Here is an 18,568-nt window from a genome sequence, read left to right as displayed (position 1 = left end):
AGTCCGTATCACAGGGCGCGGCGGCCTTTTACCAGCAGCCAGATGAAGAAGGGGGCGCCGAGCAGAGCGGTGATGATGCCCACCGGCAGCTCGGCCGGGGCCAGCAGGGTGCGTGCCAGCATATCGGCTGCCAGCAGCAGGGCAGCGCCAAGCAGGGCCGAGAGCGGCAGCAACCTGACATGGTTGGGACCCGCCAGCAGGCGCACCAGATGAGGCACCACCAGCCCGACGAAGCCGATCATCCCCGATACCGCCACCGCCACCCCGACGCCCGCTGCGGTGAGCAAAATCAGGCGACGTTTGAGGGATTGCACATTGACCCCCAGATGACGGGCCTCTCCTTCACCCAGCAGCAGGGCGTTGAGTGGATTGGCATCGCGCATAAAGAGCCACAGCAGGGCCACCAGGGTGAGCAGGGCCAGCGCTACATCGGCCGGTTTGCCTGCCGCCAGCGTTCCCATCTGCCACAGGCTCAGGTTGCGCAGCATCTGATCGTCCGCCAGATAGGTGAGCAGGCCGATCACCGCACCGGAGAGCGCCGTGATGGCGACCCCGGCCAGCAGCATGACAGTGACCGAGGTGCCGCCCTCACGGGTGCCGAGCAGATAGACCAGGGTGGTGGTGAGCGCGCCGCCGAGAAAGGCGAGCAGCGGTAGCAGGCCAATCCCAATGGTGGTTTGCAGCTGCTGGCCGAGGGGGGCTAGCAGCACGATGGCGAGCGCCGCCCCAAGCGCCGCACCGCCGGAGACACCTATGATGCCGGGGTCAGCCAGAGGGTTGCGAAACAGCCCCTGCATCACGGCGCCACAGAGCCCGAGAATCCCCCCCACTGCGATGCAGAGCAGGGTTCTCGGCAGGCGAATTTCTTGCACGATCAGCAGCTTGTGTGACTCTATCCCGCTCTCCTGCCCGGCAAACAGCGCCCGCAGACTCTCGCCCAAGGTGAGGGTCATGGGGCCGGTTGCCAGCGAACCGAGCAGCAACAGCGCCAGTGCGGCCGTGGTGAAGGCCAGCAGCCAGGAGAGGGGTAACCGCATTATGACCCCTGCTTGATCCACTGGGCGATCTGGTTCGCCTGTTGCAGGGAGTTGAGGCTAAGGCCCCCTTGCAGGGCGTGGCCGTCGATGGCATGAATGGCGTTGCGCTTGCCAGCCGGGGTGGCGGCCAGGGCGGGCACTTCTGCCAGCACCTTGGCCGGGTCGGCATATTGCTGCCAGTCACGACCGCTGACCAGCACCAGATCGGGCTGCATCTCGATGAGGGATTCTGCGGATACCGGCTTGTAGTTGCGCAACTCGGCGACCGGATTGATGCCGCCTGCCAGCGAGATCAGCGCGCTGGCAGTGGTGTCACCCCCGGCGATGCTGGTGGGTTGCCCCTTGTGCAGCAGCAGGAAGGCGACCTTGAGCGGTTTGTTCTGTTTGGCTTGCGCCGCCAGCTGATCGGTCTGGGCCTGGATCTCTGCCTTTAGGCGATCGCCAGCTGCTTTATCGCCCAGCAGGCTGGAGAGGGTGTCGATGCGCTGGTTGAGGTTGGCGAGAGTCGGCGCGGTATCCAGCACCTCCACCTTGACCCCGGCACGGCGCAGCTGATCCAGGGTCGGGGCCGGCCCCATCTCGTCACTGCCCACCAGTCGGGTGGGGGAGAGGCTCAGGATCCCTTCGGCGGCCAGCGCCCGGTGATAACCCACCTTGGGCAACCCTTTTGGCAAGGGGCTGCTGACATCGGTGGCGATCAGGTTTGATTCACCGCCAAGGGCCAGAATGAGTTCTGTGGTGGCCGGGCCGATACTGACGATACGCTCTTTCTGTCCGTCGGCAGCAACGGCAGAGAAGGAAGAGAGTGAACTGCAGAGCAGGGTGATGGCGAGGGCAAGACGACGGCCCATGCTAACCTCCGAAGGGGTGAATGAAACGGGTGTGCCGCCGAGAATATCAAGGCTTTGGAAAAAATGCACTGATAATGATAGCAATTATCAATTGCATTGGTTTCGGTGCTTTATTAGAGTAGCCGCCATGATAAACAGCGGGACAACATGGTCCCGCAGAGGGAGAAAACATGAGCATTGCACAACGCATTCACGCGCTGCTGGAGCAGGATCCCGGCGCTCATCCGTCCACCCTGGCGGCCCAGCTCGCCATCAGCGAATGGGAGGTGGTTCGCCATCTGCCCGCCGAGCTGGTGACCCTGCTGCCCGCCGATCGCGCACAAGGTCTGCTGGAAGATCTGGCCGACTGGGGCCCGGTGACCACCATCGTCGAATCAGAAGGTTCCATCTTCGAGGTAAAAGCCCCCTTCCCGAAAGGCAAGGACGCACGCGGTTACTACAACCTGATGGGCCGCGACGGTGAGCTGCATGGTCACCTCAAGCTCGACAACGTGGCGGGGATTGCGCTGGTCAGCAAGCTGTTCATGGGCAAGGAGGGGCACTCCTTCCAGTTCTTCGGTCACTCCGGCCGCTGCATTTTCAAAGTCTATCTGGGTCGCGACGAGAAACGCCAGCTGCTGGCCGATCAGGTCACCCGTTTTATGGCGCTGCGCCACAACTCTCAAGAGGAAGTCAAAGCATGAGTGAACGTCAGGAGCGTCTGCAGAACCGCCTGCAACCGGAGATCCGCGAGTTTCGCGACAGCTGCCGTACCCTGCAGCTCGCCACCGTCGATGGCGAAGGCAATCCCAACGCCAGCTATGCCCCGTTTGTGCTACAGGAAGATGGTTACTATGTGCTGATCTCCGAGATCGCCCGCCACGCCCGCAACCTGCAACAGGTGCCTCGGGTATCCCTGATGCTGATCGAGGATGAGAGTGGTGCCCGCGAGCTGTTTGCCCGCAAGCGCTTGACCTTCGATGCGGTGGCCGAAGTGGTGGCCCGTGACGATGCGCGCTGGAGCAAGGCGGTCGCTGCGCTGGAGGGGCGTTTTGGCGAGATCATCAAGGGTCTCTCCAACCTCAAGGATTTCAAACTGTTCCGCCTCAAGCCGGAGCAGGGGCTGTTCGTCAAGGGCTTCGGCCAGGCGTTTGCGGTCTCCGGTGACGAGCTGGTGGATTTCGTCCATCTGGTGGAAGGGCACAAGCGCATCGACAACGGTGCCGAGCTCACCAGCCCGGCCGATGCGCCGGTCTGACGATCCCTGTCGACCATGACAGCCGTCATAACAAAACGGGCAGCCAATTGGCTGCCCGTTTTTATTGCGTTATCTCATCCGGCCTGTTCAATCCTGCCAGCTGTCCTTGTTGGGAAAAGCGCGACGATCGGCGTCTGTGGCCGTTTCGTTGCACTCTCCCCGCACCTTCCAGGAGGTCTGGCTCAGTACGATGTAGCCCTGGCGGCAATACTGCTTGGTCGCCAGGGTCTCGGTCAGCAGGTTCTCCTGCAAGGCTTCCCGCTGCTCCAGCAACCGCTGGCTCTGGGCCGCCGATAGGCCGCGCGGCAAGGTGTCGTTGGGCGCGGCTTCAAAGGTGAACCGCTTGCTCCCCTCCTCGTTGATATGGGTCAGAAACAGGGGTTCCGGCCCGTCATACTTCTGTCCGGGCAAGCTGGAGCAGGCCGACAGCAGGGGAACAATCAACAACAGGGTGGCAGACAACAGGCGCACGACAGACTCCAGTGAGAAACGAGGCGAGGCTCGCAGATTAGCACGGCTGCAGGGCGGGTGTTACTGCCAGCAGCTCGTCGGTGGTGAGCAGGGTCACATTGCGCCCCTCCGGCAGGCTGAGGTGGCGCCACATCCAGTGATGGTGCTCGGTGATCTGGGCCGCGCTCAGGTGGGGGCGATCGGCGGTGGTGTGACCATCGCTCAATACCAGCACCTCGTACCCATGGGAGGCGGCACTACGCACCGTGGTGTCGACGCAAAAATCGGTGGCGCAGCCACAGAGAATGAGTCGATCGACCGGCTGCTCGGCCAGCAGGAAGGCGAGCTCGGTGTCGAGAAAGCTGTCACATGCCGTTTTGCGCACCCGGCTCTCTCCCTTGGCCGGTTGCAGCGTACTGTGCAACTGCCAACCCGGTGTGCCCGGTTCCAGTTCGGTACCGGGGGGCGAGTCATGCTGGATATAGATGACCCGTCCCTGTTGCTGCCTGACATGGGCCGCAGCCCGGTTGATATTGGCCAGCACCTGCTCCTGGCGGTAACGGGGCTCGTTGAACAAGCCTTGCTGCACATCGATGATCAGTAACACATCCATATTTTACCCGCCGTTTCCTGGAAGATTAGGGTTGCAGCCACTGGCTGCAGTCACGACTGCGGGATTGATGCAGCGCGCCCATATCTTGCTTCATCTCGTCACTGTTTTGCCAGCGCTTAGGCAGCGGCATGATGGTTACCTGCACATCGGCTGCGGGATCTGCAACAGAGGTCTCATCTGTACGGGGGACGACCAGCGCTACCTTGAGGGCCGGATTGCGGCTGGCGATGCGACTGGCGAGCCCAAGCCCCCCCTCGACGTGGAAATTGCCGGCGATATGCATGATCTGCTGGCCCGGGTGCTTGGCGAGATAATCCACCATGCTCTCGGCCATGGTGTCATCCCAACTGGTCTGGGCGGCGAAGCGGCGGGCGTTGCTGTCGGCATCGCCGTGGTGCATGGAGGCCATAAATTTCTGGCGATAGGGGTCATCCCCCAGCGTCAGCTGGCGGGCCAGCTGGCTGCGACGTGTGGCTGGCAGTTTGTCGAGCCACTCAGCCCCCTCCTGACCGACACAGCTCACCAGGGGCTTGGGGGCGTTGGCGGCGATCACCGGCATCTGGTGAGCCTTGGCAAACTCCACCAGCGGGCGGTAGTCGCTCGGATAGTTGGGCCAGGCGTTGCCTTCGCGGATCAAGGCCGCTTCACCAATCTGGTTCGCCAGATAGGCATCCAGCGTCTTCTGATCGGCGCGGCTGAACTGCTCCATGGAGAGGGCCAATGGCCGCCTGTGCTGCTGGCCAGCGGTGTAGAGCCCGCTCAGCAGGCGCGATTGCAACAGATGCACGGCGGGATGGCTGTGCAGCTCACCCACCAGAATGATGTCGGCGTCGGCAATGCGCGCGATTGCTTGCTCCTGCGTCAGGTCTGCATCTCCCTCGCTACTTAGCCGGTAGTCATAGAGCGTCTGCAACTGTGATGACACGTTTGGCTGGGTTGGGGTGGCACAGGCTGCCAGTAGCAGCGGCAGGGCGAGCAGGGGAAGTCGTCTAATCATGGGATCTCACGGCTGATATGCCCGGATGCCGGTGCATCTCGGGGGCTAATAGAGAATAAGGGCAACACAGGGCGACAGTGTAAAACCAATTTGGTTCAAAACAAATGAGAATGATTTCGTTTCTTGTTGATCTTTGTCGAGAGCCGGGTAATATGCGGCCTGTTTGATAACAGTTCTCAATAAGGATTCGCTGTGACCCATCATAACGCACTCTCTCTGGTTGCCCTCGCCGTGGCGGCCGGTCTCTCCTCCCAGGTCTTTGCTGCCAACCAGAAGGCGGATGAAGTCGTGGTCGTCAGCGGCTCACGGATGGAGCAAAAACTGGAAGATGTCTCCGGCCCCATCTCGGTGATCACCGCCAAGCAAATTGAAGAGCAGGTCGTCACCAATGTCGCCGACCTGTTCCGCTACGAACCCGGTGTGACCGTGCTCGGCGGTCAGGGGGATGCGCAGACCTTCGTCATCCGCGGCATGGGTGAAAACCGGGTCAAGGTGGTGCGCGACGGCGTGCGCCAGAACGATGCCTACAGCAAGGGCGGTGTCGGTCAGAGCTACTTCGATACCGACATGATCAAGCAGGTAGAAGTGGCCAAGGGGCCGGCGTCTGCCGCCTACGGTTCCGATGCGCTGGGTGGTGTGATTGCCATCACCACCAAGGATGCCAGTGACTTCCTCAAAGGCAAGGACAGCTATCTGGACGTGACAAGCGGTTACGCCTCCAGCAGCCACCAGAAGATGGCGGGCTTTACCGGCGCCCTGCGCACTGGCGAAGTGGAGAACCTGCTGCGCTACACCTGGCGCGATGGCGGTGTGACCCAGAATTACGACTCCAGCAAGAACGACTTCGACATCGGTACCCACGCCCTGCTGCTCAAGAGCAAGTGGAATCTCTCCGATGAGCAGTTCCTCAAGCTGACCGTTGACTACCTGACCGATGGCGAGGAGCCGGATGCGGTCAAGCTCAACAAGGTCGGTACCGGTACTGCCCGTGTCTTTGATCAGCCCATCACCGACAAGCAGACCGACAACCTCTCGGTGGTGCTGGATCACGGCATCGCGCTGAATCAAGGCTGGGCCGATCGGATGGATAGCAAGGTTTACTTCGCCCGCACCAAGCAGACGCTGGATCAGTACGCCTCATCCAAGTATCCGGTCAGCCCCGGCAACCCCTATGTGACCAAAAACTCGCTGGATCACAACGTGTTCGATCAGAAGAACATCGGCGCCCAGTTGCAGTTCCACAAGGCGGTCGCCAACCACCGCCTGGCCTGGGGGGCTGAATACGAGCACACCGACAACGAACGTACCCGTTACAAGGGGCCGACGACTCCCGGTGATTTTGTCGGCTACAACGAGCTGAGTTTCCCGGCTACCACCAGCGAGCGCAGCGCCCTGTGGGCCTTTGACGAAATCAAGTTTGGCGAGCGCTGGGTGCTGACCCCGGGAGCCCGTTATGACTACTACCGGATGACCCCGGACAACGATCCGGCCTACACCGGCGACAAGCTGCACAAGTTCTCCGAAGGGGAGTTGTCACCCAAGCTGGGTCTGGTGTTCAAGGCCCACGAGGCGGCCAACCTGTTCGCCCAGTACAGCCACGGCTTCAAGGCCCCCATGTATGACAGCGCCTTCTCCACCCTGAACCATCAGGCGTACGGCTATCGCATCGAGCCCAACCCGAACCTCAATCCGGAGAGCAGCGACGGCATCGATCTCGGCGTGCGTGGCAACAGCCACGGCTTCAGCTATGAAGTAGCCAGCTTCTACAACAAGTTTGAAGACTTCATCGAGATGGTGGAAGTGGGCAAAGAGGGGCGCACCGCCGTCTACCAGTACCAGAACCTGAGCAAGGCGACCACCAAAGGGGTCGAAGCCAAGGCGGACTACTGGCTCAACGACATCGTCAATGTCTGGGGCAATCTGGCCTACATCGAGGGCAAGGATGGGGATGGTAACTACATCAACAGCTTGAGCCCGCTGAACGGCTCGGTCGGTGTGCGTCTGGAGCAGTCCCAATGGAACTTCAACACCGCGCTGCGCTTTGCTGACGACATGGACAAAGTCCGTAAAGACAGCAAAGGCAACGATTACGTGAAGAGCGCCGGTTGGGGTGTGGTGGATATGTACGCCCAGTTCAACCCGATGACCGACCTGCAGCTCAACGTCGGGGTCTTCAACCTGTTTGACAAGGAGTACACCAGCTACGAGCGCATCGCCGGTCGTGCCGAGGGCTCCGATAACAGCATGATGACCGAACCGGGCCGCAACCTGAGTGCACGGGTCAAATACGTATTCTAAAAAGACAACACACGCAGTGATCTCGGGCTGTTGCCCGCACCGGATCCCCGCCCTGACAGGCGGGGATTTTTTATACATGTAGCCAGGTGTGAGGTGACCCGCTCAAGCCATGTTATTCATTGGCTTCGCCTTTTTCTTTGTGTTGGCGAGATATTATGCTATTTGATTCATTGTTAATGACATTTAGTAATTCTTTACAATGGGTGTGCCTCGCTTTTGACTTCGACATCGCACTTTTTCCTCGACACCGCCGATGCACTTGAGCTGATTACCCGCTTCAATGAGGCCTCTGACGAGCAGACCATAGTGACTCTGTTGCGAACTCTGAGCCAGCAGATGGGATTTGACCACTTCCGGCTGGGATTCATCTTTCCCAGTTCGATTCAGCGTCCTGATGTGAGGATTTTCAACGGCTGTCCTGTCGAGTGGGTGCAGGCCTATGACAGACAGCGTTTCTTTGCGGTAGATCCCGTTGTGCGTAAAGGAATGAAGCAGAGCACCCCAATCCTCTGGGCCAACCTGATCTCCGAGTGTTGCGATCAGCAGGACATTGCTGGTTTAGAAGTGATGCGGCAGGCACAAGAGATGGGGCTGCGCGACGGGATCACGATTCCTTGGCACGGGGCGAATGGCCATGTTGGCTTGCTGTCATTGATCACTCGTACGCCACGAACCGAACATCAGTGGCTGACGGCTATTCCCTTTTTAAGCTGGCTGGCGGTGCATGTCTTCGAGGCGGTAGCCCGTGTTTGTCTTGCCGTGAAGCTTCCTCAGGAAGATCTGACGCTACGGGAGCTGGAGGTGTGCCAATGGGCCGCCGAAGGCAAGCAAGTGAGCGATATTGCCCAGATCCTGGGGATCAAGCCCAGAACCGTCACTTTCCATCTTGAACGGATCGCGGAGAAGCTGGGGGCAAGCAGCAAAAATCAGGCGATATCCTGGGCACTGATGCAGGGGATTGTCAGACTGAACATTGACACGGCACAAATCGAAAATGTGGATGATAACAGTGCATGATGCTGCCTAACGCAAAAGCTTGCTCATTACGTAGATGAAATTACTGAAAAGGTCAGTTTTGCCAGTGAGTGCAATGACATTGCGCAACTTATTGCACCCATGTAGGTAGAGCGAGAACTGGCGGAAGGTAACAGATTGATAAATAAGGGATAAAAAAATGGCATGGTCGCTGCTAAGTGTTGGTCGAGTGCTATATCGTTTAACCAATCTATTTAGGAGCATACCCATGCCAACTCCATGTTATATCAGCATCGAAGGTAAAACCCAGGGCAATATCACCGCCGGTGCCTTCACTTCCGATTCCGTCGGCAACATCTTCGTACAAGGTCACGAAGACGAGATGCTGGTACAAGAGTTCCAGCACGTTGTCACCGTCCCGACTGACCCGCAATCCGGTCAGCCTGCCGGTCAGCGTGTCCACAAGCCGTTCAAGTTCACCGTGGCGCTGAACAAAGCCGTACCGCTGATGTACAACTCTCTGGCTTCCGGCGAGATGCTGCCGAAAGTGACCCTGAAGTGGTACCGCACCTCCGTTGAGGGCAAGCAGGAGCACTTCTTCTCTACCGTGCTGACCGATGCCACCATCGTTGACATCGACTGCCAGATGCCGCACTGCCAGGACCCGGCGAAGTCTGACTTCACCCAGCTTATCCAGGTCTCCATGGCTTACCGCAAGATTGACTGGGAGCACACCGTTGCCGGTACTTCCGGTGCGGACGACTGGCGCGCCCCCATCGAGGCGTAAGCCTTGCTTCGGTACTTTGGTATTCCTTGTAAGTAGTAATGTGTCTTTGAGCCGGTTGTTCAACCGGCTTCTTGTACTGTGCATTTTCTCCAGCCTGGCCAACGGGTTGGCTGGAGCTTTTCTGTTTTGCCATCCCCCTGCCGGGGTTTGGTGCCCTGCCGGTGAGTGCGGAGGGATGGCAAAGCACTAAAGGGTGTCCTGTGATGCAGACCCGAACCGCTCGTAACCTGTTATCCCCCTTATCTTTGGTGGCCCTTGCGGCACCGGAGAGGGCGGTAGCGTGGCTGCGCGGCGAGGGCGTGTATGGGCGCGAGAGTTGGCAAGGGCGCAGACATCGCGTGGCCGTGACAAGAGGGGAGAGCCATGGCTAATCAAACCGGATTGCAATTTACCGTCAAGGTGGGGGCATTGCCCGAGAGCACCTTCGTGGTGGCGAGTTTCCAGCTGGACGAGGGGCTGAACCGGCCGTTCAACCTGCGCCTTGAGCTGGCCAGCAGCCAGCCCGATGTCGACTTTGGCACCGTGCTGGACCAGCCCTGCGAGCTCATGGTGTGGTACAACGGCGAGCTGCAGCGAAGGGTCTGCGGGGTTGTGAGCGAGTTTGCCCAAGGGGATAGCGGTTTTCGTCGTACCCGCTATCAGTTGCAAGTCAAACCGGCCCTGTGGCGACTGGGTCTTCGCCAGAACTCCCGCATCTTTCAGGCGCAGAAGCCTGACGAAATCCTCAGTATCCTGCTGCAAGAGCACGGCATTACCGACTACGCTTTTGCGCTGAAGAACGAGCACGCCCAGCGGGAATACTGCGTGCAGTATCGGGAGACCGACCTCGATTTTGTGAATCGCCTCGCTGCCGAAGAGGGGCTGTTCTACTTCCACGAGTTTGAAGCAGGCAAGCATCGCATCGTATTTGCCGACGATGCAGCTGCATTGACCCAAGGCCCAGAGCTCTTCTTCAACCTCGGCAACCGTTCGCTGGAACAGGGCGCCTATGTCCGTCAGTTCCACTACCGCGAATCGGTGCGCCCCTCGGATGTGGAGCTGAAAGACTACAGCTTCAAGACCCCGGCTTATGGCCTCTCCCATAAAAAGCAGGGTAGCGAACTCGAGCACCAACGGGATACCTACCAGCACTTCGATTATCCGGGTCGCTACAAGCTGGACCCGAGCGGCAAGGCGTTTGCCCAGTACCGGCTCGATGCGCTGCGTAATGACGCGGTGGTGGGCAGTGGCAAGTCCAATAGCGCCGCCTTGTTGCCGGGCCAGCACTTCTCACTCACCGAACATCCGAACGGCAGCCTCAACAGCGACTGGCAAATCGTTCATATCCGCCACACCGGTGAACAACCCCAGGCACTGGAGGAGGAAGGCGGTAGCGGCCCGACCGTCTACCACAACGAATTTGGCGTGGTCAAAGCCGGCACTACCTGGCGAGCGCGTATTGGTAGCCCCGAAGCGCCCCACAAACCGATGGTGGATGGCCCGCAAATCGCCATGGTGGTTGGCCCCGACGGGGAGGAGATTTACTGCGACGAACATGGCCGGGTGAAGCTTCAATTCCCGTGGGACCGCTACGGCAGCTCCAACGACCAGAGCTCCTGCTGGGTACGAGTATCGCAAGGCTGGGCCGGAGGCCAATATGGCATGATGGCGATTCCGCGCATTGGCCACGAGGTCATCGTCTCATTTCTGGAAGGAGACCCCGACCAGCCCATCGTAACCGGTCGTACCTTCCACGCCACCAACCGGCCACCTTACGAGCTGCCGGCCAACAAGACCCGCACTGTGCTGCGCACCGAAACCCACCAGGGCGAGGGCTTTAACGAGCTGCGTTTTGAAGACCAGGCGGGGCAGGAAGAGATTTATATTCACGGTCAGAAAGACCTGAACGTGCTTATCGAATATGATGCGGCGTGGCACATCAAGCACGACCAGCACACCGACATCGACAACGAGCGGGTGACCCGCATCAGAAAAGTGCCGGGTAAGGATGGCGCTCCGCCCAGCCTCGGTAATGACCACCTGACAGTTGAAGGCGAAAAACGCGACCACATCAAGGCGGACTATTCGCTGACGGTGGATACCTCCATGCACCAGAAGCTGGGTCAATCCCTCTTGGTGGAAGCGGGTGAAGAGGTACATATCAAGGTGGGTGACAAGTTGGTGCTGGAGGCTGGATCCGAGATCACCCTCAAGGGGGGGGGCAGCTTTATGAAAGTTGACCCGAGCGGCATCAAGTTGGTGGGCCCCGCCATCAAACTCAATGCCGGCGGCAGCCCGGGAGCAGGCTCTGGCTGGGCTGGTCAGGCTCCCGTTACTCCCAAAGGGGTCGAGGTGGTCAAAGCACCGGAACTGGTTGAACTGGTCAAGGCGATTGCCACCGAGAAGGCTATGGAGGCGCTCTTGAAAGAAGAGAAGCCCGCTGCGTTCTATCTCTTTTCTGAATAAGGAGAAAGCATGAAGTTTGCATTTCCCATCCTCACTGCTAAAGGTGAGGAATTCAAGGATGTTAAAGCGCTGACGGCACTTATTAATGGCGAAAAATCCGGTCATTATCTCCTTGGTAATCACAACAAATGGCACGGAGGTATTCATATCAGCGACCAGAGCGCCCCCTGGAGCAAGGATAAATATCCTGTCCGAGCCATTGCTGACGGCAAAGTCGTGGCTTTTCGGATGATGAAGGATTATCTGACCTCTGAATTTCAGGGGGAGTCACTGCGTTATTCCAACTGCTTCTGCCTGATCCAACACGAATATTGTGAAATCAATGCAGAAACAAAAGCTAAAAACGAGTTCACCTTTTATTCGCTCTATATGCACCTGTTGCCTTGGGATAAGTACCAAAGTACCGAGAAGCTGGTGTTGAAAAAGGGTTGGAATGCTCGCAATTCTGTTCCCCATGCGAATCCTGATGCAGAGCAGCAGCGTGCCGATGCTGCCTTGCCCCGTTTCACTTTGCCTAAGGATACTGAACTGGAGATGGATAGCAGCACTCCCCAAAAAAAGGGGAGCGTTGGGGGCAAGGAGTATGATTTTATCAAGGTAAAGATCAAGAGTAAGCTGTCCAATGCCCAGATAAAAGAGGCTGAAAAGGCGGGGGTATTGGTCAGTGAAGGGAGTTCAGTCTGGATCGCTAATAGCCCGGATGCCGTGACCTTTATCAAACCCAATGTGCCCACCTGGCTATTCGATCAGATAAATGCAGAGCTATTGAAGGACATGGCTGGGCGTGCAGATCCTGTCTTGGATGATAAAAGTGGTCGCTTGATGGCTGGCAGTGGCAATGTCTCACTGCCAGCTGGCACCAAGTTGCAGTATGATGCCCACCAACTCGAATTCCATTGGATTGGTGATAAAGCGCGCAAGATGGCCAGATGCAAATATGTCATGCCGAGTGGGAGTGGCGCTCAGGGGAATTGTGGTCTCGCCTGGGTGTGCGTTGAAGATGAGTTTATCAAAGCTAAAAGACTTCCCCCCTCCCATCTCGACGAGCTATATGTGCTGCCATCTCCCGTGGCAATTGCTGCAGGTGAAACCATAGGCTATCTCGGCTTGGTGGAAACACCGGGGTCCCTGATTGGGGGCAAGCAAAGCAAGCATCAGGTCCATCTTGAGGTGTTCACCCAGGATCCCCGTCTGGACGATGTTCTGGCCAACAAGGCGGGAACGAAAGGTGGTGCAACCTATGCCAAAGTGCCTGCCGATTTGATACTCCATGAGAAGAAGAGTGAGGCAGGCAAAGCCAAGTGGATGGCGACCAAGGATAAAAGCAAGGAAGTGCTGGTTGAATCACCCAAGCTGGAAAAGGATGCTGCCAAGCAGGAGTGGGTCTGTGTCTCATCAGATAAATATGTCAAGAAAGAGCAAGTTGAGTTATTGAGTCAGCATGACTGGTTGAAGATCGGTTTTAAAAAGGTCGATGGTAGTGGCTCCGACGGTTATCTGGATCCCGATGCGCCGCCTTCCCTTTTTACTGATTTGGTGAAAAGCTTTGATAAGAATAAGGATGGCAAGCTGAGCAGCGGCGAAATTCATGCCGCTTTGAGCAATCCGAAAAACAGTGAGCAGTTGCACAAGCTCATTGTCAAACATCTCAGCGAGTGGTATGAAAAGTCTTCAGCCAGCCGTTATCAATGGTTGGATAAGCTTATGACCAAGATTGGCCTGCCAAACTTTGATTTACTGGTTGATCATGAAAAGCAGCGTATCGATAAGCTGGAGTGGATGCAGAGTGCGACCAAGTTAAAGCTGGAGAAAGAGGTTTGGCATTTTTCACCAATAGGAATAATGGCATTAATAACAGAGCAGCACCCAAGCGGAGATACAATCGATTTTAATACCACTCTTGGGATTTATAGAATTTCTAAAAAATCTGCGGAATTTATATTGTCTTGGGAAGCATACATGCCCAAACCATATGTCCCCAAAGGAGATCAGTCAAGTGGCGTTACTATTGGGTATGGGTACGATTTAGGACAACAAGAAATCTCATCAGCACGGACTATGTTGAGTGATTATTATACGGCTCCACAGGTGGAGCGTTTGTTAACCGCAATTGGTAAAAAAGGGGATAATGCAAGAGCTATTGTTCATGAATTATCTGACATTTCGATTGATAAAGAACGAGCACTAGATATGGCAATGCGTTTAAAGGAACGATACTGTCAAGTTGTTGTCAACACTTACCCACAAGCTATTAACCTACCTCCAGATAGTGCTGGTGCCATATTGTCATTGGTTTATAACAGAGGTCCATCATTAAAAAAACCGAAAATAGGGGATCCAATAGATAGTCGTCGTGAAATGAGAGAAATAGGCGATGATTTTTCTAAAGGGAATATTAAAAACATACCTGCCAGACTAAGGAGTATGAAAAGGTTATGGGCTAACCAGCGGGGCCTAAGAGACCGCCGTGAAGGTGAAGCTAAATTTATTGAAGAAGAATTGGCAGGGGGAGAATGATATGACTAGTATTTTAAGTAGGTTACTGTTAATTTTTATTTTTTTGTTTTCAACATATGCACATGCGTGTGGTAATAACAACAATGCAATTGTTCAGGGCCCTTTCAGAGATATATCCTTCAATGAAGGATATATTTGCTTTCAAAGCACTTCAGATAAAAAAGATATAGAGTTTTATCTTGGGTATGAGTCACCTAAGGGAACGCAAAATCATTTGATTGATACTTTTTATCATTCAGATGCACCAGTGGAATTAATGTCTGTTTTTTTTGTTCCTGTAAATAAAGAGAGGAATGTTGCTATACTTCTTCGCTGGAATGTAAATTATGAAAATAATGGTATAGAATATCCTTATTTTTATGAAATTAAAACATATCGAAAAAGTAAAGAAGGAAAATATGAACTAAATTTAAGTTCAGAAACTGATGATGCTCTTTCTGGTTATCAGATTATAAAAAATGGTAAAATGCAAAATTATGCATTAGATAATGCCAAAAAAATTAAAAATTATCTTATTGATAAGTATGGTGCATAAATAAAGGAAGGTTCATAGAGCTCGTAAGCTCGATTTGTACCGTTCTAGTTATCACCTGACACCGGCTTAACGCCGGTGTATTTTTATCTTGAGTTGCAGGATAGCTCGAAGATGTGCTGTATCCAGATGATCTTTTGTTGTGAGGATGGATTTAAATTTGAATCCGAGATGCAGATCCAGGTGATGAGAAAAAGTGATTAGGGGACAAAAAAGAAACCCGCCATGGGCGGGTGGAAGGATTGCAACACTAACCAGGAGGAGGTGTTATCAGGTAGACCCCGCTTCTTCGGTAATAGTTCAATTTTATTGAAGTTTTTTCGTTTTCTTCGCGGGGTTTCCATCGGGATCTGCGGGGGAGGATGGGTTATCATTCTGCTCCCGTCATCCGGTTGCAGAGGATCTATGCCCGCGTTTTCCTGGTTAGCGCTCTTTTTCGGCGCCTTCTATTTTGTCTACGGCGCTTACTTGCCGTTCTGGTCGCTCTGGCTGGAGGGGGTGGGCGTCAGTGCCGAGATGATAGGTCTGCTGCTGGGGGCGGGGATGGCGATCCGCTTTGCCGGCAACCTGATGGTGATGGGGCAGATCAAGGGGGCGGGTCATCTGCTGCCGGTTACCCGATTGCTCTCCCTGCTCAGTCTGCTGGCCTTTCTCGGCTTCTATCTCAGTCATAACCTCTGGTGGCTGGTGGGCTTGACCCTGCTGGCGAACTTTATCTATCCGACCCTGATGCCGGTGGGGGAGGCGCTGGCGACCCGCATGGTGGTGCAGGCGCACCTCGATTACGGCAAGGTGCGGCTGTGCGGCTCCTTTGCCTTTATCGTCGCCTCTACCCTGGTGGGGGCGCTGGTGGGCAACTTCGGTAGCGAGTGGATTTTGCACACCATGGTGGCGGGGCTGGTGCTGATGCTGCTGCTCAGCTGGTTGCCGCTCTATCCCGCACCACAGGATAGTCAGGGCGAGCGGGCCAAGGCCTCTTTGCTGGCGACTCTGCGCTGTGCACCGGTACGTCGCTTCTTGCTGCTGACCGCTTTGCTGCAGGGGAGCCACGCCGCCTATTACGGTTTCAGCGCCATCTACTGGAAGGCGCAAGGATATAGCGGCACCATCATCGGCTATCTCTGGGCGCTCGGGGTGGTGGCGGAGATCTGCATGTTCGCCGCCGACAAGCGCTTCTTGCAACGCTTCGGGGCGCAGAGCCTCTTTATCGCCGGAGCCATCGGTTGTGTGGTGCGCTGGGTATTGCTGGGTGCCTCGACCGAGTTGTGGGTACTGGTGCTGGGGCAACTGCTCCACTCGGTGACGTTTGGCATGAGCCATCTGGGGGCTGTGCGCTTCATGACTCGCCAGCTGCCCGCCGAGCAGTTGATCCCGACCCAAGCGCTCTATGCGGCCCTTGGCCTCGGCATGACGGTGGCGGCCCTGATGGCGGTCTGTGGCGTGCTGTTCGAGCCTCTTGGTGGCGGCATCTTCTTCCTGATGGTGCTGGTGGTCTTGCCGGTCTTCTTCCTGCGGCTGCGCCCCTTTGCGCCGTCTGCGCAGGAGAGTGCTCCAGCCTGATATTTGTCTATGTGAATCATCACCTAACAAAAGGGAGAGCCACGGCTCTCCCTTTTTTGTTGCTGCGGTTTGCGGCGTTACTGCTGCTCGCCAAGATAGTGGCGGCTGAGGCGGCGCCAGGTATCCGAGCCGATGGTGCCTGCAATCAGCTCATTGGATGCGGCATCAAAGCGGCCATCCGGCAGCCAGCCCAGTTGGGGCAGCAGTCGGGCCAGCGTCACGTCATTGTGTTGCAGCTCCCGATCCAGTGCCTCCCAGAAGGCGCTCCCCTTGACGTAAAAGAGCGGGTAGTAGGAGCGATCGCCAGCCATCACTTCGCGGGCAGCCCGATAGAGGCCGCTATCGCTATGAGGCAGTTGTTTGCCCCGCCCGGCCAGTTCGTTGAGCGCCGAGACCTGATGCAGTCGAAAGCGGCGCAGTGCCTTGATGGCGAGGTACTCGGCGAGGCTCTCTTCAACCCAGGTGGGCTGTGGATCAGCACGGCGAGCGCTGAGGATATGCACCGCCTCGTGGGCCGAGGTGCGCAGCAGGCGCAAGGGCGCCTGAGGCGTCGGCTTGCCATTCATGGTTGGGTAGTTGGCGACAAACACCTGATCCCCGGCGGCTCCGCCAAGGGAGTGGGTTGCCACATCTCGCCCGAGCCACACCAGTTGCCACGGGTGAGTGGGAGGGGTCACATCGAGCTGGAAGGCCAGATAGTCGATGATCTCATTCAGTTGCTGCTGCAAGGCCGGCAGATCGAGCTGATTGGCGGTCTCGTCATGGCTCAGCACCAGCCGCGGCTCCGGCTTGGTGACGGGCACAGTTTGCAGACCAAACGGCAGGATCAGCGGCGGCTGGTTGACATCTGGCAGCGATTGGCAACTGCCATCCGGCAGACAGACCTCCCCTCGGCGGCTCCCAAGCTGGCGCACCAGATTGCCCCATTCGGTCAATAGCCACTGGTTGGGGGCAAACAACAGCGACTGTTGGGCCGAGGCATCAGCACCCACAGTCGGAGCCGTTGTGAGCGTGATCTGCCAGCCGATCTCTTTGCAAGAGAAGGGCTGGTTGAGGGCAACTGGCTGGTTGTCTGCAAGGCAGACCAGCTCGGGTGAAACCGGCGCGGTACTGCCAGGCAACTGGCGGGCGGGGAGCAGGGTAAAAGGGGGCTCGCCCTGCATGGTGAGGCGCACTTGCAGCACATTGGCGCTGGCGCCCTGCTCGATAAGATAGCGGGGGCCGTGCGCGTCATTGCCAGCGCAGGCCCACAGCGGCAGCAGCCACAGGGCAAACAGGGTGATATGACGACTCATAAGAGGGTTAGCGCTCCTGCTCGTAGCCCAGCAGATCGCCGGGCTGGCATTTGAGTTCACGGCAGATGGCCTCCAGGGTGGAGAAGCGCACCGCCTTGGCGTGGCCATTCTTGAGGATCGAGAGGTTGGCCTCGGTGATGTCGATGCGCTGGGCCAGCTCGCGGGCGGTCATCTTGCGCTCGGCCAGCAGGGCATCGAGCCGGATGATAATGGGCATAGGATCCTCACACCGTCAGTTGTTGTTCGTCGGCCAGCAGTTTGGCCTCGCGCATGACCAGTGCCAGCGCCAGTACGATCAGTCCCGCCAGCAGTAGCCGGAAATCGGATGAGCTGATGGAGACGGAGCCATGTATCTCGGGTCCGCTCATGGTGAGGACGGTATCGAGCAAGGGGGTCTGGATCAGCTCGACGAGGAAGGAGACGCAGAGCAGCACGCCGATCTGCCGGTAGCGGCGGATCTGCTCGAAGGTGAACAGCAGGCCGTGGCGGTAGCCGCGAAACAGTTGGCGCAGTTGCCACAGCATCAGCATAAAGACCAGATCCGGCAACAACTGCACCAGGGTGCCGAGCAGTCGGTTGGCGGTACGCAGCGGATAGTCGGCAATGGTAAGAGGCGGCTCTGGGAAGAGGTCGAGGGACGGCGTTTTACCATTGGCCAGCGGCACGCCATTGAGAATGTGCGAGCCGCTGCTGTGGATGATCTGGTTGAGCTCTTCTTGCAGCAGGTCATTGCCGCCAAACAGATGGGACCAGGTCTCCATCAGGGTAATGGTGGGGGTGGCGAGCAGGGCAAACAGCAGCAGCCACTCGATCAGCACGCTCAGGCGTTCGAGTTTGGTCGTTCTCATCATGAACCTCATGGTGGTGGCCATCTCGCTGGCGAAATGGCTTGAAGTTTATTGTTTATCAATATGTATATGGGCGAATGTTTATCGTTTTACGATATTCAGTCAAGGCAAAACTTATTGAAAAAC

17 protein-coding genes are annotated in these 18,568 nt (G+C 56.9%); 9 read left to right on the top strand and 8 right to left on the bottom strand.

From position 1 onward, the window contains the following. Positions 1-8: 8 nt before the first annotated feature. Complete coding sequence (locus tag A9G06_RS16755) at positions 9-1,040, bottom strand: iron ABC transporter permease (RefSeq protein ID WP_083243815.1); 1,032 nt, start codon at positions 1,038-1,040, stop codon at positions 9-11. Further along, positions 1,037-1,888 carry a hemin ABC transporter substrate-binding protein gene (locus tag A9G06_RS16750; RefSeq protein WP_069555930.1) on the bottom strand — a complete coding sequence of 284 codons (852 nt, stop codon included), beginning with the start codon at positions 1,886-1,888 and terminating at the stop codon, positions 1,037-1,039. The genes A9G06_RS16755 and A9G06_RS16750 overlap by 4 nt, the downstream gene beginning before the upstream one ends. A 170-nt stretch (positions 1,889-2,058) precedes the next feature. Between A9G06_RS16750 and hutX the strand changes: the two genes are divergently transcribed. Next, the gene (hutX, locus tag A9G06_RS16745) at positions 2,059-2,571 is read left to right on the top strand and encodes a heme utilization cystosolic carrier protein HutX (protein WP_005362516.1); all 513 of its coding nucleotides are present in this window, start codon (positions 2,059-2,061) and stop codon (positions 2,569-2,571) included. Then, positions 2,568-3,125 carry a heme utilization protein HutZ gene (gene hutZ / locus A9G06_RS16740; protein ID WP_005335257.1) on the top strand — a complete coding sequence of 186 codons (558 nt, stop codon included), beginning with the start codon at positions 2,568-2,570 and terminating at the stop codon, positions 3,123-3,125. Before hutX ends, hutZ begins: the two co-directional genes overlap by 4 nt. Positions 3,126-3,212: 87 nt before the next feature. Here hutZ and A9G06_RS16735 read toward each other — a convergent pair whose 3' ends face one another. The 3 genes from A9G06_RS16735 to A9G06_RS16725 are packed head-to-tail and all read right to left on the bottom strand — an operon-like array spanning position 3,213 to position 5,185. Next, positions 3,213-3,596: a hypothetical protein gene (locus tag A9G06_RS16735; RefSeq protein WP_069555929.1), complete on the bottom strand. Its 384-nt coding sequence runs from the start codon at positions 3,594-3,596 to the stop codon at positions 3,213-3,215. 37 nt (positions 3,597-3,633) lie between these two features. Then, positions 3,634-4,188: a cysteine hydrolase family protein gene (locus A9G06_RS16730; protein WP_069555928.1), complete on the bottom strand. Its 555-nt coding sequence runs from the start codon at positions 4,186-4,188 to the stop codon at positions 3,634-3,636. Between the two features lie 25 nt (positions 4,189-4,213). Then, a complete protein-coding gene (locus A9G06_RS16725) occupies positions 4,214-5,185 on the bottom strand; it encodes a ChaN family lipoprotein (protein ID WP_069555927.1) in 972 nt (323 codons plus the stop codon). A 192-nt stretch (positions 5,186-5,377) separates the two neighbouring features. On the opposite strand from A9G06_RS16725, the gene A9G06_RS16720 reads away from it, so the two are divergent. From A9G06_RS16720 to A9G06_RS16690, 7 genes are all read left to right on the top strand, one after another. Then, complete coding sequence (locus tag A9G06_RS16720) at positions 5,378-7,483, top strand: TonB-dependent hemoglobin/transferrin/lactoferrin family receptor (RefSeq protein WP_069555926.1); 2,106 nt, start codon at positions 5,378-5,380, stop codon at positions 7,481-7,483. Between the two features lie 216 nt (positions 7,484-7,699). Further along, entirely contained in the window at positions 7,700-8,500 is an 801-nt protein-coding gene (locus A9G06_RS16715) for a LuxR family transcriptional regulator (protein ID WP_069555925.1), read from the top strand. 226 nt (positions 8,501-8,726) lie between these two features. Continuing rightward, on the top strand, positions 8,727-9,245 hold the full coding sequence (gene hcp1 / locus A9G06_RS16705; RefSeq protein WP_005332563.1) for a type VI secretion system effector Hcp1: 519 nt from the start codon (positions 8,727-8,729) through the stop codon (positions 9,243-9,245). Positions 9,246-9,608: 363 nt separating this feature from the next. Beyond that, positions 9,609-11,690, top strand: coding sequence for a type VI secretion system tip protein TssI/VgrG (tssI, locus tag A9G06_RS16700; RefSeq protein WP_069555923.1), 2,082 nt, complete (start codon positions 9,609-9,611; stop codon positions 11,688-11,690). Between the two features lie 9 nt (positions 11,691-11,699). Further along, positions 11,700-14,207: a pesticin C-terminus-like muramidase gene (locus tag A9G06_RS22295; RefSeq protein WP_069555922.1), complete on the top strand. Its 2,508-nt coding sequence runs from the start codon at positions 11,700-11,702 to the stop codon at positions 14,205-14,207. Between the two features lies 1 nt (position 14,208). Next, positions 14,209-14,742, top strand: coding sequence for a hypothetical protein (locus tag A9G06_RS22050; protein ID WP_139126269.1), 534 nt, complete (start codon positions 14,209-14,211; stop codon positions 14,740-14,742). Between the two features lie 402 nt (positions 14,743-15,144). Beyond that, positions 15,145-16,299 (top strand): 3-phenylpropionate MFS transporter, encoded by a 1,155-nt coding sequence (locus tag A9G06_RS16690; RefSeq protein WP_069555921.1) that lies wholly within the window; start codon positions 15,145-15,147, stop codon positions 16,297-16,299. A 77-nt stretch (positions 16,300-16,376) separates the two neighbouring features. Here the strand turns inward: A9G06_RS16690 and A9G06_RS16685 are convergent, their stop codons facing one another. From A9G06_RS16685 to A9G06_RS16675, 3 genes are read right to left on the bottom strand one after another with little or no spacing between them, the layout of a single operon-like run. Next, on the bottom strand, positions 16,377-17,594 hold the full coding sequence (locus tag A9G06_RS16685; protein ID WP_069555920.1) for a hypothetical protein: 1,218 nt from the start codon (positions 17,592-17,594) through the stop codon (positions 16,377-16,379). A gap of 7 nt (positions 17,595-17,601) precedes the next feature. Further along, positions 17,602-17,811, bottom strand: a complete 210-nt coding sequence (locus A9G06_RS16680) for a helix-turn-helix transcriptional regulator (protein ID WP_005335250.1) — start codon at positions 17,809-17,811, stop codon at positions 17,602-17,604. A gap of 7 nt (positions 17,812-17,818) precedes the next feature. Beyond that, positions 17,819-18,442: a DUF2975 domain-containing protein gene (locus tag A9G06_RS16675; protein ID WP_069555919.1), complete on the bottom strand. Its 624-nt coding sequence runs from the start codon at positions 18,440-18,442 to the stop codon at positions 17,819-17,821. Positions 18,443-18,568 lie beyond the last annotated feature (126 nt).

The organism is Aeromonas sp. DNP9 (assembly GCF_001728955.1).
GTDB classification, from domain to species: domain Bacteria; phylum Pseudomonadota; class Gammaproteobacteria; order Enterobacterales; family Aeromonadaceae; genus Aeromonas; species Aeromonas veronii.
The sequence above is the reverse complement of the archived record's forward strand: the minus strand, read 5'-3'. Positions and strand labels throughout refer to the sequence as shown.

What these genes read in the sequence shown, in the direction of transcription:
- A9G06_RS16750 (WP_069555930.1), bottom strand. Translation starts at nt 1,888, where the DNA reads ATGGGCCGTCGTCTTGCCCTCGCCATCACCCTGCTCTGCAGTTCACTC.
- hutX (WP_005362516.1), top strand. Translation starts at nt 2,059, where the DNA reads ATGAGCATTGCACAACGCATTCACGCGCTGCTGGAGCAGGATCCCGGC.
- A9G06_RS16730 (WP_069555928.1), bottom strand. Translation starts at nt 4,188, where the DNA reads ATGGATGTGTTACTGATCATCGATGTGCAGCAAGGCTTGTTCAACGAG.
- A9G06_RS16685 (WP_069555920.1), bottom strand. Translation starts at nt 17,594, where the DNA reads ATGAGTCGTCATATCACCCTGTTTGCCCTGTGGCTGCTGCCGCTGTGG.
- A9G06_RS16690 (WP_069555921.1), top strand. Translation starts at nt 15,145, where the DNA reads ATGCCCGCGTTTTCCTGGTTAGCGCTCTTTTTCGGCGCCTTCTATTTT.
- A9G06_RS16680 (WP_005335250.1), bottom strand. Translation starts at nt 17,811, where the DNA reads ATGCCCATTATCATCCGGCTCGATGCCCTGCTGGCCGAGCGCAAGATG.
- tssI (WP_069555923.1), top strand. Translation starts at nt 9,609, where the DNA reads ATGGCTAATCAAACCGGATTGCAATTTACCGTCAAGGTGGGGGCATTG.
- A9G06_RS16725 (WP_069555927.1), bottom strand. Translation starts at nt 5,185, where the DNA reads ATGATTAGACGACTTCCCCTGCTCGCCCTGCCGCTGCTACTGGCAGCC.
- hutZ (WP_005335257.1), top strand. Translation starts at nt 2,568, where the DNA reads ATGAGTGAACGTCAGGAGCGTCTGCAGAACCGCCTGCAACCGGAGATC.
- A9G06_RS22295 (WP_069555922.1), top strand. Translation starts at nt 11,700, where the DNA reads ATGAAGTTTGCATTTCCCATCCTCACTGCTAAAGGTGAGGAATTCAAG.
- A9G06_RS22050 (WP_139126269.1), top strand. Translation starts at nt 14,209, where the DNA reads ATGACTAGTATTTTAAGTAGGTTACTGTTAATTTTTATTTTTTTGTTT.
- hcp1 (WP_005332563.1), top strand. Translation starts at nt 8,727, where the DNA reads ATGCCAACTCCATGTTATATCAGCATCGAAGGTAAAACCCAGGGCAAT.
- A9G06_RS16675 (WP_069555919.1), bottom strand. Translation starts at nt 18,442, where the DNA reads ATGAGAACGACCAAACTCGAACGCCTGAGCGTGCTGATCGAGTGGCTG.